Origin of the sequence: Flavobacterium sufflavum (assembly GCF_004016525.1) — a bacterium.
Classification (GTDB): domain Bacteria; phylum Bacteroidota; class Bacteroidia; order Flavobacteriales; family Flavobacteriaceae; genus Flavobacterium; species Flavobacterium sufflavum.
Genome location: NZ_SACJ01000007.1, coordinates 183960 through 201539 on the forward strand (window position 1 = coordinate 183960; position 17580 = coordinate 201539).

Consider the following 17580-nt stretch of genomic DNA (forward strand, 5'->3'; position numbering starts at 1 on the left):
TAATACTGATTTGGGCTTTCGAATTAATAAGAACTCTTCATTTTTTCTTTAATTTCAGCCAGACAAAGGTTATTGATACTTCCTTCGTGAGTGTGTTTCGTTGCTTTTGGTGATTTGTAATTTCCAGCTTCAATTTGCAACGCTACTTCTTTGTAGGCATCTCTAAATGGGATTCCAGCCGAAACCATTTCGTTTAAAGTATCTACAGTAAATAGATAATCGTATTTTTTATCCTCTAAAATATTTTCTTTTACCTTGATATCCGGTATTGAGAAAATAGCAATATCTAAACAAGCTTTTAAGTTTTGAATAGCAGGAAAAACACCTTCTTTTAAAAGTTGTAAATCCCTGTGGTAACCACTTGGTAAATTATTGGTAATTAAGGTTAATTCATATGGTAATGACTGAATCTTGTTGCATTTTCCACGAATTAATTCAAACACATCAGGATTTTTTTTATGAGGCATAATGCTTGATCCTGTAGTCAAATTGGCCGGTAAACCAATAAAATCAAAATTCTGACTCATATATAAACAAACGTCATAAGCAAATTTTGAAAGCGTACCCGCTACACTTGCCATTGCAAAAGAAACTGTTTTCTCTGATTTTCCACGGCTCATTTGTGCCGCAACCGAATTGTATTTTAAAGTGCTAAAACCCATTTCTTTTGTGGTAAAAGTTCTGTCAATAGGGAAGGAGCTACCATATCCTGCAGCAGAACCCAACGGGTTTTGATCTACTACTTTTAAAGCAGCATTAAGCATACTCATATCGTCTATTAAACTTTCTGCATAAGCAGAAAACCACATTCCAAATGAACTAGGCATTGCAATTTGTAAATGCGTATAGCCTGGTAATAACACGTTTTGGTATTTTTCTGCAGAAGTCATTAATAAATCAAAAAGTGATTTTACCTGCTGTTTTAATTGTAGTACTTCTTCTTTTAAGTACAGGTTCATATCTACTAAAACCTGGTCATTTCGGGAACGGGCAGTGTGAATTTTTTTTCCGGCATCGCCTACTTTTTGGGTAAGTAAATATTCAACTTTTGAATGTACGTCTTCAAATGAATCTTCGATAGTAAAATTTCCAGCTTTGATATCTTCCTGAATTTCTGCCAATGCACCCAATAAATCTTCACATTCCTGATTGGTAATCAAGCCGATTTTAGCAAGCATTTTTGCCTGCGCGATATTTCCTGTGACATCATGTTTGGCTAAAATCAAATCTAATTCTCTATCGTTTCCAACAGTAAATAAATCGATTTGTTTATCTGTTGGTATTCCTTTTTCCCAAAGTTTCATAATTCTGTTTTTTGTTTCGCAGAGATGCACTGAGAATACTCAGAGATTCGCAAAGTTTTTATTTTTTAGCCCCGATTGCAGCGAAAATCCTTTTATTTTTTTCTTTAAAAAATAAAAGATTGTAGCGTAAAGCGGGATTAGCTTCTAATTATTATTGAAAAAATCAGTTAGTATTTTGATATACAATTCGATTCCTTCTTCTATTTCGTTTACATATATAAATTCGTTAGCCGAGTGCGAACGTAAGCTTTCTCCTGGTCCAAGTTTTAAAGATTTGCAATATAAAACCGATTGATCCGAAAGGGTAGGCGAACCATAAGTGGTTCTTCCCAATGCGATTCCTGCTTGTACTAATCCGTGTGAAACAGGAATTGACGAAGCGTTCAAGTGCATCGAACGAGGCGTTACTTCGGCAGCGACGTTTGCTCTTACTGCGTCTAAAATTTCGGTATTGTTGTAGCAATCATTCACACGAATATCGACAACCAAATGACATTCGGCAGGAACAACATTGTGTTGTTTTCCGGCGGTAACCTGGGTTACAGTCATTTTTACAGGTCCTAAAACTTCAGATATTTTCTCGAATTGATAGCTTTTAAACCATTCAATTACGGGCATCGCATTATAAATAGGATTGTCGGGGTTGTTGTGTGCGGCGTGACTTGCCGTCCCTTTAACAACTACATCCAATACCAATAATCCTTTTTCGGCTACTGCCAATTGCATTAATGTAGGTTCACCAACAATGGCACATTCCAGTTCCGGTAAATGTTTCAAAACGCTGTTTAATCCATTCTTCCCACTGCTTTCTTCCTCTGCCGAAGCTACAACTACAATGTTGTAAGGCAGGTTTTCATTGGCATAAAAATGGGTAAATGTGGCAATTAGAGAAACCAGACATCCTCCGGCATCGTTACTTCCCAGACCAAATAATTTTCCGTCTTCTACTTTTGCTTCAAACGGATCGTTAGTGTAACCCTGGTTTGGTCTCACCGTATCGTGGTGAGAATTCAGTAAAAGCGTTGGTTTGGATTTATCAAAATGTTTATTGTAAGCCCAAACATTATTATTTTCTCTTTCGAAAGGAATGTTATTTTGAGTAAACCAATTTTCGATTAAAATTGCTGTTTGATCTTCTTCACTAGAAAATGAAGGTGTTTCAATTAGCGATTTTAATAGCGCAATGGCTTCTTGTATAAGAGTAGTTATGTTTTTCATAAAGTTATTGTAGTATGCAATGCCGCCTTATTTTGTAACATTCTGTGATGACCAATTTTTATTTTCTGAACACCTTTAGATAAACTATTGAAACAGTTATCCAATTTAGGAATCATTCCCGAATGGATTGCACCTTCTTCTTTTAATTGAGTGTAAAGAGCTGAATTTATTTGTTCAATTACTGAATTTTCATCTTCAACATCGGTTAAAACTCCCGCTTTTTCGAAGCAATAGTTCAAAGTCACTTCAAAAACTTCCGATGCTGCAATGGCTAATTCGCTCGCAATTGTATCGGCATTGGTGTTTAATAATTGTCCGTTTTTATCGTGTGTAATAGCACAGAAAACTGGAACAATTCCGCTATTGATTAAAGTTTGTAATAATGGTGTATTCACTTTTTGAACATCGCCTACAAAACCGTAATCAATCGTTGGGTGATTTCTTTTAGTCGATTGAATTAAATTCCCGTCAGCACCAGAAAACCCCATGGCGTTGGTATTATGAGCCTGTAATTGGGCAACAACATTTTTGTTGATTTCTCCGGCATAAATCATCACCACTACGTCAAGCATGGGTTTATCGGTAATTCTTCGTCCGTCAATCATTTGAGGAACTAAACCAATACTTTGTGCCATTTTTGTAGCCGATTTTCCGCCACCGTGAACCAGAATCTTGTTTCCTTCAATCTTAGAAAAATCTGCTAAAAAATGAGCTAATTCCGTTGGATTATCAATGATGTTTCCACCAATTTTTATGATGGATAAGGATTGCTTACTTTTTTCCATTTTCCAATATTTTTTGCAAAACTAATTGAGCAGAATAGGTTCTGTTATTTGCTTGTTCGATGACAACTGAATTTTCGCTGTCAATTACTTCGTCAGTAACAATTACATTTCTTCTAACAGGCAAACAGTGCATGAATTTAGCATTATTAGTTAAAGCCATTTTCTCAGCAGTAACGGTCCAATTTGGGTCAGAATTAGTAATTTTTCCGTATTCTTTATAATTACTCCAGTTTTTAGCATAGATAAAATCAGCATTTTCGAAAGCCTTATTTTGATCGTATTCAATTTTGGAATCTTTCGTGATTTCAGGATTTAGTTCGTAACCTTCCGGATGCGTAATTACAAAATCCATATTTTCCTGCTTTTGCATCATTTCTACAAAAGAGTTTGGAACAGCCTGAGGCAAAGCTCTAGGATGTGGAGCCCAGGTTAAAACCACTTTAGCTCTGTGTTTGGTTTTGTGTTCTGCCATTGTAATCGCGTCGGCAAGGGATTGCATTGGATGTCCCGTAGCACTTTCCATGTTTACAACTGGTACAGAAGCATATTTTAAGAAACCAGAAATTACGGTTTCGGCATTGTCTTTTTCTTTATCAACCAATCCTGCAAAAGCTCTAATCGCGATAATATCGCAATATTGAGAAACAACTGCTGCTGCTTCCTTGATGTGTTCCGATGAACCTTGATCCATAACAACTCCATCCTGGAATTCCAAAGTCCATCCTTCGCTGTTAAAATTCATTACAATCACATTCATTCCCAAATTCATAGCCGCTTTTTGCGTACTCAAACGGGTTCTTAAACTAGAGTTGAAAAACAACATCCCTAAGGTTTTGTTTTTTCCCAGTTTTTTATTCTTAAGCGGATTTTTTTTGATTTTTAACGCTTGTTTCACCCATTTGTCAAGTGAATCGATGTTTTGTATGGATATAAAGTTCATTGTTCTTTATTTATTTGTACGCTGATTAAACGGATTTGATTTATTGTTTTTCTTTTGATTTTAATATTCTCTTTTTAAAATACAATAAAAAGATTAGAATAATTAAACAGGTTATGAATAATACTTTCAAATTTCTTATTGTTATACACAGATTTTCACCGTTTACTAAAGAAATACAATCTGTTATATTTTCTGTTTCATATTTTAAACTAACCATTGTGTTTATTATTCCGTATGGACAAATGAATAAACCTGTTACAGAAAGTATAAGTAATAAATAAAAAAATGTTTTTTGTATCTTCATTAATAACCTTCTAATAGTGAATTCTAAACAATCTTAGTAAATGCAATTTCATTCTTCAAGGCATTTAAGATAAAATTATCTTTCAAACCATTGATAATCCAGGTTTCAATATTGGCTTCTTTTGCGATGGCTACGGCTTCTATTTTTGATTGCATTCCGCCAGTTCCATGTGACGATTTAGAATCTCCAATTTCTTTTTCCAAATCTTTCAATTCTTTCACTGATAAAATCGTTTCCGGAGTCCCGTTATCCATTGATTCTTTAGTGTAAAAACCGTCGGTATTGGTGGCAATAATCAAAATATCTACTTTTAATAAAACAGCGGCCAAAGCGGCTAATTTATCGTTGTCGCCAAATTTAATTTCATCCGTAGCTACCGTATCGTTTTCGTTGATAATTGGGATGTAATTGTTTTTAACTAATACGTTGATGGTATTTACGATGTTTTTTCTGGTTTGTTCTTTTTCGAAATCAGAATAAGAAAGCAAACACTGAGAAGTATTTAAGCCTAAATCCTTGAAGTTTTCATTGTAAATCCGCATCAAATGAGGCTGCCCAATAGAAGCCAAAGCTTGTTTTACAAAAACATCTTTGTCGTTATTGTCTAATTTTACAAATTGTTTTGCCGCAGCAATAGCACCCGAACTCACAATGATAAATTCGTATTCATCGTTTAAGGCTGCTATCTGCATTCCAATATCCTCAATCTTTCCTCTTGAAATATGATTGGTTTCTTTGGTTAGCGTATTGCTTCCTAATTTTAATAAAATTCTTTTTTTTGCCATGTTTTTTAACCGCAAAGGTTTTTTTAACCACAAAGGACACTAAGTAATCGCAAAGTGCACAAAGTTTTTTTACTCTTTTACTTTGTAAAAAAAAGTTCACAAAGTAGTATTTATATTTTTTACAGTTTGGGTTTTAAATCAGCAATCAAAAATCGTTAATCAAAAATCTTAAATCATTTTTGTTCTCGACTTCGCTCGAACTGACAACTGATTACTGCAAACTGAAATCTGCCTTCTGCTATCTGATTTGTCCGTCTCCGTAAATATACCATTTATTGGTTACCAAATGTTGTAAACCAATTGGTCCACGTTGGTGCAATTTATCGGTACTGATGGCTAATTCTCCGCCTAAACCAAATTGCCCTCCATCAGTAAAACGAGTAGAAGCATTATGATAAACGGATGAAGCATCAATGTTTTCCATGAATTCTTGCGCAGTGGCTTTGTTTTCGGTAATAATTGAAGCCGAATGTCCGCCGCAATATTTATTGATTTTAGCAATGGCTTCTTGTTTTGAATTGATTGTTCCGATGACAATTTTGTAATCCAAAAACTCTTCGTACCAAATCAAATCGTTTTCTATTGCTGGCACCTGAGTCGCTTTTGCGAAACCGTCATCACCTAAAATAGTAACGTTGTATGCTTTTAATTTGTTTACCAATTCGTTAGCAAAAGCTTCCCAATTAGGTAAATTAACATCAATTAAAACTTTATCTAAGGCATTACAAACTGATATGTTTGAGGTTTTTCCGTTGATGATAATTGCCATCGCTTTTTCTAAATCGGCATCGGCATTTACATATACAAAATTATTTCCTCGACCGCTTACAATCACAGGGCAGCTAGCGTGTTTTTTGGTGAATTCAATCAATTTTTCACCACCACGAGGTACGATTAAATCGACTCTTTGTGTTGGTTTTTCAAGGAAAGCCTGAGTTTGAACTCTGTCGTAATTCAAATATTCAACCCAATCCGTTGAAACTCCATTGCTTTCTAAGGCTTGGTGCCAAAGACTCACAATTTTTTGATTCGAAAGCAAAGATTCTTTTCCGCCTTTCAATAAAATTTTATTTCCTGACTTGAATGCAATTCCGCCTGCTTCAACAGTTACGTCAGGACGCGATTCATAAATAATCAAAATCGTTCCAAAAGCAGCCGTTTTGTTGCTGATTTTCATTCCGTTGTCGTGGGTGAATTCATAGCGAACTTGCCCCACAGGATCTTCCTGACTAGCCAATTGTTTCACAGAAAGAATCATTCCGTCTACTTTGGCATCGTCAACGAGTAGCCGTTTTTCCATAGCCAAATCTTCACCATTGTAATTGGCTAAATCTTGTTGATTGATGGCTTTCAAAGCTTCTCTTTCTTGTTCTAAAAGAGCCGCCATCGTAGTCAATACAGCGTTTCTTTTTTCTATGGATAAAATAGTACTCATTTTGTTTTATTTTTTAAGTTTTGAAAAACTTATGCTTTTAATTCGGCTAATGACTCTTGTAGCGCAACGATAAATGCGTCAATTGCGTCAGTAGTAATTGTTAACGGTGGAAGGATTCTCAATAAGTTTTTATTGTTAGCTCCACCAGTGAAAATATGTTTTTCGATAATCATTTTCTTTCTTAAGGCGCTTACGTCAAAGTCAAATTCAACACCAAGCATTAATCCTTTTCCTTTTACGTTGATGATTTCAGGAATTACTTTGATTGCTTCAAAAAAGTATTCCGATACTTTGTTTGTGTTTTCGATCAAATTTTGATTTTCCATCACGTCCAACACAGCAATACCGGCAGCACAAGCCAAATGGCTTCCTCCAAAAGTAGTTCCTAATAATCCGTAGCTAGCCTGGAATTTAGGAGAAATCAAAACACCTCCAATAGGGAAACCGTTCCCCATTCCTTTAGCGGTGGTTACGATATCAGGGTTGATTCCGTGGTGTTGAAAAGCAAAAAACTTTCCGCTTCTTCCGTAACCTGATTGTACTTCGTCTAAAATTAAGATAACATCATTGGCTACGCAGGCTTTTTCCAAAGCTTGAAAGAATTCGGTTGTTCCCTGGTCTAAACCACCAACACCTTGAATTGGTTCGATGATTACGGCACAAACATCGCCTTTTTTCAATTCGGCTTCTACCAAATCAATTTGGTTCAAAGGCAAGAAAGTAACGACTTGTTGCGCGTTTAATGGCGCTACAATTTTTTTATTGTCGGTTACAGCAACTGCGGCAGAAGTTCTTCCGTGAAATGAATTGTCAAAAGCAATTACTTTTGATTTGTTCGTGTGGAAAGAAGCTACTTTCAAAGCATTTTCATTGGCTTCAGCACCAGAACTGCAAAGGAATAAGCTAAAATCAGTTAAGCCGGAAGCTTTTCCTAATTTCTCTGCCAATTCTACCTGCAATGGGTTTTGGATAGCATTCGAGTAAAAACTCAAATTATCCAATTGCTCTTTTACTTTGGCAACATAATCCGGTTGTGTATGACCAATAGAAATTACTCCGTGACCAGAGTATAAATCTAAATATTCGATTCCTTTATCGTCTGTAATGGTACAATCTACAGCTTTTACAGGGGTAATAGGGTATAATGGGTAAACGTCAAATAAGTTCATTTTTTTTATTTTTTAGTTTGTTGTTTTTGGTTTGTCGTTTATAGTTGTTGAATAAAACCAAAAACTATAAATGACAAACTTTTTTTAGAATCCACTTGGTTTCAAATGCAATCCTGTAGTCTCTTCCAATCCAAACATTAAATTCATGTTTTGAACTGCCTGACCAGAGGCGCCTTTGAGTAAATTATCAATAATTGAAGTAATTAAAACCCGGTTTCCTTTTTTCAATAAACTAATAATACATTTGTTAGTTTGTACCACCTGTTTCATGTTGATGTTAGTAGTCGTCACCGTTACAAAAGGTTGATCAGCGTAATAAGCTTCGTATTTAGCAACCAAATCCTCTAAACTTTCTTCCGATTTTGTATATAATGTGGCAAAAATTCCTCTAGGGAAATCACCTCTGTTAGGGATGAAAATCAATTCGTCGCTAAAAGAAGCCTGCAATTGCTTAATGCTTTGGTTGATTTCTCCTAAATGTTGGTGTTCGAAAACTTTGTAGTGAGAGAAATTGTTGTTTCTCCAACTAAAATGTGAGGTCGCAGCCAAACCAACTCCGGCACCTGTGCTACCTGTGGTAGCGTTGATGTGAACGTCTTCGGTCAATACGCCATCAGCAGCCAATGGCAATAAAGCCAATTGAATAGCCGTAGCAAAACAACCAGGATTAGCAATATAATTTGCTTTTTTAATGTCGGTTTTGTTCAGTTCAGGTAAGCCGTACACAAATGATTTTCCGTCGAAGTTTTTATCTTTCGTTAAACGGAAGTCATTTCCTAAATCGATGATTTTGGTGTTATCTGAGAATTTGTTGTTTTCCAAGAATGAAATTGATTTTCCGTGTCCTAAACACAGGAAAAGCACATCAACATCAGGATTGATAACATCCGTAAAATTCATTTCGATGTCGCCCATCAAATCGTGGTGTGCCACAGAAAGTGGTTTTCCAGCGTTTGTGGTACTATAAACAAAATCTAATTTAGCATTCGGGTGAAACATTAGAATTCTAATTAACTCTCCTGCTGTATATCCTGAACCGCCTATTATTCCAACTTTAATCATGATCTCTGTTTTTTATTTTAAACCATTAAGAAGTTAAGTTTAGTTAAGCTTAATGTTTCTTAAATTTCTTAATGGTTAAAAAAGTGTTTGTCAAAGCCTTTGTGAAAAAACTTCAACTTTTATATTTTAGTTTAAAAAATATTACTCGTAAGTTTCATTGTTTACAGATGAAAATATGTTTTGAGCATTACCTAAGATTTTGATAAATCCTTTAGCATCTTCAGATGTCCAGGCATTGTTCATTTCTCCATATTGACCAAAACCGGTATTCATTAAATCATTGTCAGATTCGATTCCGTCTAATGAAAAATGATATGGTTTCAACGAAACAAATACTTTTCCGTTTACTGTTTTTTGAGTATCTTCAAGGAAAGTTTCGATGTTACGCATTACAGGATCTAAAAACTGACCTTCGTGAAATAACATTCCGTACCAGTTTCCTAGTTGTTCTTTCCAGTATTGTTGCCATTTTCCTAAAGTATGTTTCTCTAATAAATGGTGTGCTTTGATGATAATCAATGGGGCAGCAGCTTCAAAACCAACTCTTCCTTTGATTCCGATAATAGTATCACCTACGTGAATGTCTCTACCGATAGCATAAGCACTGGCCAATTTTTCTAAAACAACAATGTTGTTAGAAGGTTTGTCAGCTACACCGTTTACGGAAACTAATTCCCCTTTTTTGAATTCTAAAGTTACTTTTTCTTCTCCTTCTTTTTGTAATTGAGAAGGGTAGGCCTCACTTGGTAAAGGTTGACTTGAAGTCAAAGTTTCTTTACCTCCCACACTGGTTCCCCAAAGTCCTTTATTGATAGAATATTGTGCTTTTTCCCAAGAATAGTGTACTCCGTTTTTAGATAAATAATCTACTTCTTCCTGTCTTGATAATTTCAAGTCACGGATAGGAGTGATGATTTCAATTTCGGGAGCGATAGTTTGGAAAATTAAATCAAAACGAATTTGGTCATTTCCTGCACCTGTACTTCCATGAGCAATAGCAGTAGCACCAACAGATTTAGCATATTTTATAGCTTCGATTGCCTGAAAAACACGTTCAGCACTTACTGATAATGGGTAGGTATTGTTTTTTAAAACATTCCCGTAAATTAAATACTTAATGGCTTTGTCATAATATTTATCTAAGATAGTAAGGTTAGCGTGTTTTGCACTTCCTAACTCATAAGCTCTGTCTTCGATTGCTTTTAATTCGGCATCATCAAAACCTCCTGTATTAATTAATACGGTGTGAACTTCATATCCTTGTTCATTTTTTAAATATTTAAGGCAATATGAGGTATCTAGACCTCCACTATAAGCTAATACAACTTTTTTCATTTTTCTTGATCTATGGGCTATTTACTATTCTTTTAGAAGTTTCGTATTTAGCTGATTATATATAATTTTAGTTTATTCTTTAATTAACTCTCCAAAAAAAGAGCTTGTTTGATTTTTTTTAATCTGTTCCAAATCCTAACATTGAATGGATGTTTAGGCGGATCTTTTGGCTTTTCAGCTGGATCATACAACATTCCGGTACACAAACACATTTTATAATCTTTGCTTTTTAAGATTTCAAAATTAGTACAGGTTTTACAACCAGACCAAAAAGTAGGATCACTGGTCAATTCAGAAAAAGGAACTGGTTTGTATCCTAAATCAGAATTGATTTTCATTACAGCCAAACCGGTTGTGATACCAAAAACTTTGGCACCTGGGTATTTTTTCAAAGAATAATTAAACACAAAGGTTTTAATTTGCTTGGCTAATCCCAGATTTCTGAAATCAGGATGTACAATCAATCCAGAATGGGCAACAAACTTACCGTGTTGCCAACTTTCGATATAGCAGAAACCTGCAAAATCACCGTTTTTATCCAATGCGATAACGGCATCCCTGTTTTCCATTTTTTTCTGGACATATTCGGGAGTTCTTTTTGCTATTCCGGTTCCTCTCAATAGGGCAGACGTTTCTATAGTATCACAAATAATTTGTGCATACTTAAAATGTTCTTCCTGAGCTATAACAATAGAGATATTCATTTCAAAAGATGAATTTTGGGTTAAAAAATGTGAAATTGGTATATTTTAATACTGAACCTTTTTTGAAATTGACTGCAAAATTAACATAATAAAACCAACAAGAAAAAATGTAGGAATATAAAATGTATAAAATTTTGTTTTTAGGATATGTTAATCCAACGGATAACGGTTGTAATTTCAATTTTGGAACAAATAAAAAAAATGAATATAATAAGACAAAAAGCATTTTAGATACTATACAAGTATCCGTACTTCGGGCGAAGTAACTGGCTTGTCTATCCGTGACAATGAGGTAATATGTACACTTTTGTAATTCATTGATGCAAAAGTACACATATTTTTCAAACTGAACATGGTTTTATAATTTATTTTAACATTTGAATTTTTATTTACAAACATTTGTAAATCAAATAATTGTGTTTTGTTTGGTTGAAAAAGTTCTGAGGACTTTAAATTTTGTTTTTTACCAGAATCCCTTTCAGTTTAGATTTCAAATCTTCGCCAGTGTTGTAAATCATTTGCTCGTTGCTTGGAAACGGAATTAATTTTCGATCAAAATAAGAATAGTAAGCGTCTTCAGTTGCTCTTTTATCGCCTTTGTAAGTGGCATAATCATTCTTAAAAACAGATTCAGAAGTCAGAGGAAAAGATTGTAAAAGTTGTTTGTTTTTAAAATCAATATAATCCACATTAGCAGTGATTTGAGAAGCCTTAAACTGATTGAATTCCCTAATTTGAATCACAATAGTTTTTAAATTGTCTACTTTAATTACTTTTCCAAGGCTGTCTTTTACCGGTTTTCCGTTTTTATCAAGAAGATCTTTTACACCATCTTTGATTATTTTTTCTTTTACAAATTCTTTTTCTTTGATTTGCTCAGGTGTGATGTTGATGTCCTTGAAATTAACAACTATCTGGTAATCATACTTAATTTGTTTTTGAATGCTATTGTGGTAAACCGTCCATTTATCATTCATTCCCAGAGTGTTGAAATCCAGTAAATCGTTTTGTAAATTCAAAGGAATTACCATGTTAGTTTGGTTGCGTAAGGCTACGGTAACGTAGTATCTTCCTTTATTCAGGGCTTCTTCCTGTAGTTGTAAGGTGTTTTGGTAATTAGGATTAATTTGGTTTAAATATTCCAAATTGTCATAGGCTTTTCTAATGTCCATTTTGTTAGTTGACTTTAGCAAAGCTTTGCTGGAATCATATAAATATTTAGACAAGGCATTTTTGCTATCAACGATTTGTTTGTTGTAGTTATCGAAAGAAAATTTAGCATTCTTGCCTTCTTTAAGAAGTTGTAAAGGCAGCAAAGGTTTTATTTTTTCCTGACGACGGTCTAATTGAATATAAGTGTTGTAAATTTTTTCCAGATTAGATGGATTTTTGTCTTGTTCGAGTAAGTTCAAACTGTTTAAATCTCTTTCTTTGGCTTTAAAAAAAGCTTCTTCAAGAAGATATACATAATCCTGATTTCCTTTTTTGTCTTTATTCGAACGTAAATTATTTACAGCATTGTCAATTGCCTCATCATAATTTCCTGAAGTTAATAGGTTTCGGGTTTGTTTTACACCACAAGAAGTAATGAATAACACTATAGAAAGTAGGAGTAGTTGTTTTTTCATTTTCGAAATTTTGAACAAATATATTTTTTTAAAATCAATTCGTCCAAACGATTGTGTTTTTAATTCAAGTTTAATTCAAAAACAACAAAGCCATCAAAAAATAAATTTGACGGCTTTGTTTGAAAAGATATAAGGAGATTAATGTCCTCCTCCTTCGGATTCAATGTGTGAAATCCCTTGTTGTTTCAGGATTTTTGGACAGTAAAAACCATAAAAAGCCAAGTAAGCAAATCCTATAAGTGGAATGATATAAGAGAAATGAGTCCATGAAATCCCCATTATTCCTCCAGGTTTGCTTAAGTCAAAATCACAAATACTTCCCTGAATCAACGGAATTACACCACCTCCAAGAATCATCATAATCAGGAATGAGGAAGCTTTTCCTGTATTTTTTCCTAAACCGGCAATGGCTAAATCAAAAATAGAAGGCCACATGATAGACAGAAATAAACCTCCCGAGATGAAAAAGAATTTAGCTATTTCTTTATCAGGACATACAAGACCAATAAACATCATTAATAAACCTGAAATCCCATAAAGCATCAATGTTTTTCCGGCATCCTTACCACCAATAAAGCTGACAATAATGAAAATTAAGATCCAAATTGGATAGATATAAAACGCAGAAACATTGTGTTGTGCAAAAATATTAGTGCCAATAATTACTCCAAAAGCCAATGCAGGAACAATGAATTTTAATATTAGGTTAGTAGTTTTAGAAGTATCGAAAACATTTACGCCTCCGTTCCAACGACCAATCATCAAACTTCCCCAGTATAAGGCTATAAAAGGAGGGATGGCTTCTTCAAGGATATTTCCAAATTCGGCTGTTTTTAATAAAGCAGGCAAATTACTGATAATGGTTACTTCAGTTCCAACATAAATAAATATGGCTAACATCCCCAAGTATAGTTGAGGGTAATCCATGATGTTGAAATTTTTATGCCCGTGTTCAATCTTGGCTTCTTCCAGTTTTACAGGATCCTCTATTTTAGAAAAAAGCATAAAAAGAGCTACCAAGATGAAGGCAATTCCTAAAATGATAAAAGGGAATTTGATGTCTTCTAATGAAAGTGCAGTTCTTTTATTGTCTCCCATTCCAAAAAGTGCAATTCCTAACAAAATGGCTCCAATAGTAGTCCCGAATGAGTTTACCCCGCCGGCCAAAGTCAAGCGGTGCGCTCCGGTTGCAGGACTTCCCATTTTAATGGCTAATGGATTGGCTACAATTTGTTGTATTGAAAATCCTAAGCCTACTGTAAATAAGGCTGTCAAAAAGAAAGCGAAACTTTCCATGGTAGCCGCAGGAATGAATAGAAATGAACCAAAAGCAGAAACGATTAATCCGGTAGCCAATGTTTTTTTATAACCAAACTTTTGTAATACGTCTGATTTTAAAGAGATTAAAAAGAATATTATCGAGCCTACAAAATAGGCTGCATAAAATGCCCAGGCCACTAATTGAGATTGTACTTGTGATAAGGTAAATACTTTTTTAAATACAGGGATTAAGATGTCATTGGCGGAACCAACGAATCCCCAGAAGAAGAATACAGTTACCAGAGAAAGAAATTGTCCCCATTTTGTTTGTAAATTTTCTGAATTCATAATTTTTTCAATAAATTTTTCGGTTATATGTTTTTATAGTGTAAGGTAAAAGTATTTCTTATAGATTTCAAAAAAAAACAAAAAGGGGGTGATCTTGTTGTAATTTTAACTATAACGATATAAACTGTATGAATTGTAACTGTTTTGGTTGATTTATCCATATATTTTTTTAAAATTAATTAAGTTTTTTCTTTCTTTATTAATTTCAAAAGCTGTTTTTAAATTTTTATCTTTATAAAATTAACTGGAATTAAAGTTTATCGACTTAATAAATAAATGAGAGGTTATGAGAAAATTATTTTTTATACTATTGGTTGTTTTTGTTTCTCATGCCCAGGTGAAAAACGAACAACTAAACTTGATGCCCTGGCCTCAAAAACTTACTGTTTCTCCGGCTATTTTTTTATTGAATAAAGATTTTAAAATTAATTGTACAGGAAATCCCGATTCGAGAATTTTAAAAGGTGCAAGCCGATTTTTACGACGATTAGACGAAAGAACAGGGCTTTTTTTTAATCAAGGTTTTGTAGCAAAACTCAATGAATTTCCTGAAGCTCAATTGCAAATCAATTGTCAGCGCAAAGGCAAAGTAGGATTACAGGAAGATGAAAGTTACCAATTATCCGTTTTATCGAATACCATTACAATAAACGCCGTAACCGATTTAGGTGCTTTGCATGCTCTGGAAACCTTATCGCAATTGCTTCAAAATAATGGGACTGAATTTTATTTTCCTTCGGTTGAGATTACTGATGCGCCCAGGTTTGTTTGGAGAGGATTGATGATTGATGCATCAAGACATTTTCAGCCGGTTGATGTCATTAAACGAAATTTGGACGGAATGGCTGCGATGAAAATGAATGTTTTTCATTGGCATTTAGCCGATAATCAAAGTTGGCGAATCGAAATAAAAAAATACCCAAAATTAACTGAATTGGCTTCAGATGGAGATTTTTATACACAGGAAGAAATTAAAAATGTAGTAAAATATGCTGATGAAAGAGGAATTATGGTGGTTCCTGAAATTGATGTTCCAGGGCATGCTTCGGCATTATTGACTGCTTTTTCTGAAATTGGCAGTAAAACAGATGGAATTCCTTATGCAGTCTCCCGAAAATCAGGAATTCACGATGCTACTTTAGACCCAACAAATCCCAAAACTTATCAAATTTTAACCGAAATTTTTGATGAAGTTTGTCCGTTGTTTCCCGCTGCTTATTTTCATATTGGTGGCGATGAAAACAACGGAAAAGAATGGGATGCCAATCCTAAAATTCAGGAATTTAAAAAGAAAAATAATTTGGTTACCAATCATGATTTGCAAACTTATTTCAATATGAAATTAGTTCCCATGTTGAAAAAGCATGGCAAGCAATTGATGGGATGGGAGGAAATCATGACTCCAGCTATGTCTAAAGAGGCTATCATTCATGCCTGGCGCGGTGTAAATGAAGGTATGGAAGCGGCTGGAGCATTAGTAAAAGCAGCTAAAAGTGATTACAAAGCCATTTTGTCTAATGGTTATTATATCGATTTAATGTTGCCTGTGGATTCTCATTATTTGAATGATCCAATGCCAAAAAATGTGGCTTTTACCGAAGAAGAAAAAGCCAGAATTCTGGGTGGCGAAGCTACGATGTGGAGCGAATTAGTGACTCCTTTAAATATTGATTCCAGAATTTGGCCGCGCACTGCCGCCATTGCCGAAAGATTATGGTCTAATGATACGGTACGTAATTTAGAAAGTATGCACAAAAGGTTGAAACAAATTTCGTTCCGCCTGGAAGAAATAGGCTTGACACATATTAGAAACAAAGAGGTGATTTTGAGAAATATTAGCAATTATCAGGATACAAAAGCACTGAATGATTTTACAAATATTTGCGAACCTTATAAGGTGTACAAACGCAATGGAGGAGGGAAGAAATATTTTATGTTTTCTCCGTTAACATTATTTGCCGATGCCTGCGCTGCCGATGCTTCGGATGCTTATGAATTTAATAAAGCAGTGAATTTATATTTAGAAAATAAGAGTTTGGCTAATCAAAAGTTGGTTACCGATTATCTAAAAAAATGGATTGTAATGGATTTAGATTTAATTCGCCTTAGTGCCAATGCGCCTTTGATCCAGCCTATTTTACCATTATCTAAAAATTTAAGTCTCGTTTCCAAACAACTTTTATTAGCAATAGAGCAAAAACAAAGCATTAATAAAACCGATTTGAATGCATTATTGGAACAAATTAATACCAGAAATTCCGCCGATGTGGAACTGGCTGTTTATGAAAGTTTGAGGAAGTTGGTGGAGTAGCTATTGAGTTTATTTATGGTTATTTTACCTTAAGTTGTTGTTGAATCCAACTATCAACAGGGGTTTTTCGTTCAACAAATTCAGAATATTTTTCGTGATTGACTAAATCTGTATATAATACGTAAAATTTTTTTCCATCTTCAGAAACTTTAAATATTTTGTAATCAGGATAAGTTTCATCAGCTCCACTTGGATATTTATCGTATAATTCAAAAGTTTTTATTGTATAAAAAGGTTTGAATTCTGATGGTTTTTCTACAATTTCAAAAAACAACTTTTCATCAGAACTGTTAAAACCATAGATCTTTATGATTTGATTCTTTCTTTTTTCAAAAAAAATAAGAATTTGTTTTTCTTTTTTATTGTATTTGAATTGATAGGGGATAAATGTGTTTTCTTTTATTTCGATATCTTTCGGATGATTTCTTCTAGAAGTTGTTTTAATTTCTTTTCCATTCCTGTCAACAAACCCCCAAACACCGCCTACTAAAGGTGGATGTTCTTCATCTTTTGAGGTATCCCAATAACAACCATTGCAATATTGTGCGTATCCAAAATTCATAGAAGAAATATGGTCATATATGGCAGGTATTTTTTTATTTCCTAGTCTATTGGCTAATCCAGACTTTTTATTTTCCTGATAAAGGATATATCCTTCATGAAAATCGCTATATCCTAATGCTGCTAAAACAGTTTTGAATAAGTAATTTCCTTTTCTGTCAAAATATAAATCTCCTTTGTTTTTAAAACTTAATAAAAAAATGCTTGACTTTATTTCAGTTGTGTCATTGTATCCAATAGTATCCCAAGTTATATCAGCAGGAACAATAATTTTTCCATTTTGATTTTTGACACCTAAAAGACTATCTTTTTCTACATAGTAAAATAGTCTTTCAGTTTGTGAAAAGGATAAAGAACTAATTAAAAGTGATAATAAAGCGTAAAAGAATTTCATATTAAATCAATTTAAAAAATTAATTTTTTCTATCAAT

14 protein-coding genes are annotated in these 17580 nt (G+C 33.9%); 1 reads left to right on the forward strand and 13 read right to left on the reverse strand.

Annotation, left to right across the window (positions count from 1 at the left end; translation table 11 throughout):
* Positions 1–23: 23 nt before the first annotated feature.
* From argH to EOD40_RS12470, 12 genes are all read right to left on the reverse strand, one after another.
* Positions 24–1304 (reverse strand): argininosuccinate lyase, encoded by a 1281-nt coding sequence (gene argH / locus EOD40_RS12415; protein WP_128195992.1) that lies wholly within the window; start codon positions 1302–1304, stop codon positions 24–26.
* A 144-nt stretch (positions 1305–1448) separates the two neighbouring features.
* Positions 1449–2522 (reverse strand): M20 family metallo-hydrolase, encoded by a 1074-nt coding sequence (locus EOD40_RS12420; protein ID WP_128195994.1) that lies wholly within the window; start codon positions 2520–2522, stop codon positions 1449–1451.
* On the reverse strand, positions 2519–3307 hold the full coding sequence (gene argB, locus EOD40_RS12425; protein WP_128195996.1) for an acetylglutamate kinase: 789 nt from the start codon (positions 3305–3307) through the stop codon (positions 2519–2521). Before argB ends, EOD40_RS12420 begins: the two co-directional genes overlap by 4 nt.
* Entirely contained in the window at positions 3294–4247 is a 954-nt protein-coding gene (locus tag EOD40_RS12430; RefSeq protein WP_071183301.1) for an N-acetylornithine carbamoyltransferase, read from the reverse strand. The genes argB and EOD40_RS12430 overlap by 14 nt, the downstream gene beginning before the upstream one ends.
* A gap of 327 nt (positions 4248–4574) precedes the next feature.
* Positions 4575–5336 (reverse strand): glutamate 5-kinase, encoded by a 762-nt coding sequence (gene proB, locus EOD40_RS12435; RefSeq protein WP_128195998.1) that lies wholly within the window; start codon positions 5334–5336, stop codon positions 4575–4577.
* A 238-nt stretch (positions 5337–5574) separates the two neighbouring features.
* Positions 5575–6771 carry a glutamate-5-semialdehyde dehydrogenase gene (locus tag EOD40_RS12440; RefSeq protein WP_128195999.1) on the reverse strand — a complete coding sequence of 399 codons (1197 nt, stop codon included), beginning with the start codon at positions 6769–6771 and terminating at the stop codon, positions 5575–5577.
* 29 nt (positions 6772–6800) lie between these two features.
* Positions 6801–7940, reverse strand: a complete 1140-nt coding sequence (locus EOD40_RS12445; protein WP_128196001.1) for an aspartate aminotransferase family protein — start codon at positions 7938–7940, stop codon at positions 6801–6803.
* 84 nt (positions 7941–8024) lie between these two features.
* Positions 8025–9002, reverse strand: coding sequence for an N-acetyl-gamma-glutamyl-phosphate reductase (argC, locus tag EOD40_RS12450; RefSeq protein ID WP_128196003.1), 978 nt, complete (start codon positions 9000–9002; stop codon positions 8025–8027).
* Between the two features lie 141 nt (positions 9003–9143).
* Positions 9144–10337: an argininosuccinate synthase gene (locus EOD40_RS12455; protein ID WP_128196005.1), complete on the reverse strand. Its 1194-nt coding sequence runs from the start codon at positions 10335–10337 to the stop codon at positions 9144–9146.
* A gap of 83 nt (positions 10338–10420) precedes the next feature.
* Positions 10421–11041 (reverse strand): GNAT family N-acetyltransferase, encoded by a 621-nt coding sequence (locus EOD40_RS12460; protein ID WP_128196007.1) that lies wholly within the window; start codon positions 11039–11041, stop codon positions 10421–10423.
* Between the two features lie 449 nt (positions 11042–11490).
* Entirely contained in the window at positions 11491–12669 is a 1179-nt protein-coding gene (locus EOD40_RS12465) for a hypothetical protein (RefSeq protein WP_128196009.1), read from the reverse strand.
* Positions 12670–12807: 138 nt separating this feature from the next.
* Complete coding sequence (locus tag EOD40_RS12470) at positions 12808–14277, reverse strand: MFS transporter (RefSeq protein WP_128196011.1); 1470 nt, start codon at positions 14275–14277, stop codon at positions 12808–12810.
* Between the two features lie 286 nt (positions 14278–14563).
* Between EOD40_RS12470 and EOD40_RS12475 the strand changes: the two genes are divergently transcribed.
* Positions 14564–16588, forward strand: coding sequence for a beta-N-acetylhexosaminidase (locus tag EOD40_RS12475; RefSeq protein WP_128196013.1), 2025 nt, complete (start codon positions 14564–14566; stop codon positions 16586–16588).
* Positions 16589–16607: 19 nt separating this feature from the next.
* Here EOD40_RS12475 and EOD40_RS12480 read toward each other — a convergent pair whose 3' ends face one another.
* Positions 16608–17543: a WG repeat-containing protein gene (locus EOD40_RS12480; RefSeq protein ID WP_128196015.1), complete on the reverse strand. Its 936-nt coding sequence runs from the start codon at positions 17541–17543 to the stop codon at positions 16608–16610.
* Between the last annotated feature and the right edge of the window lie 37 nt (positions 17544–17580).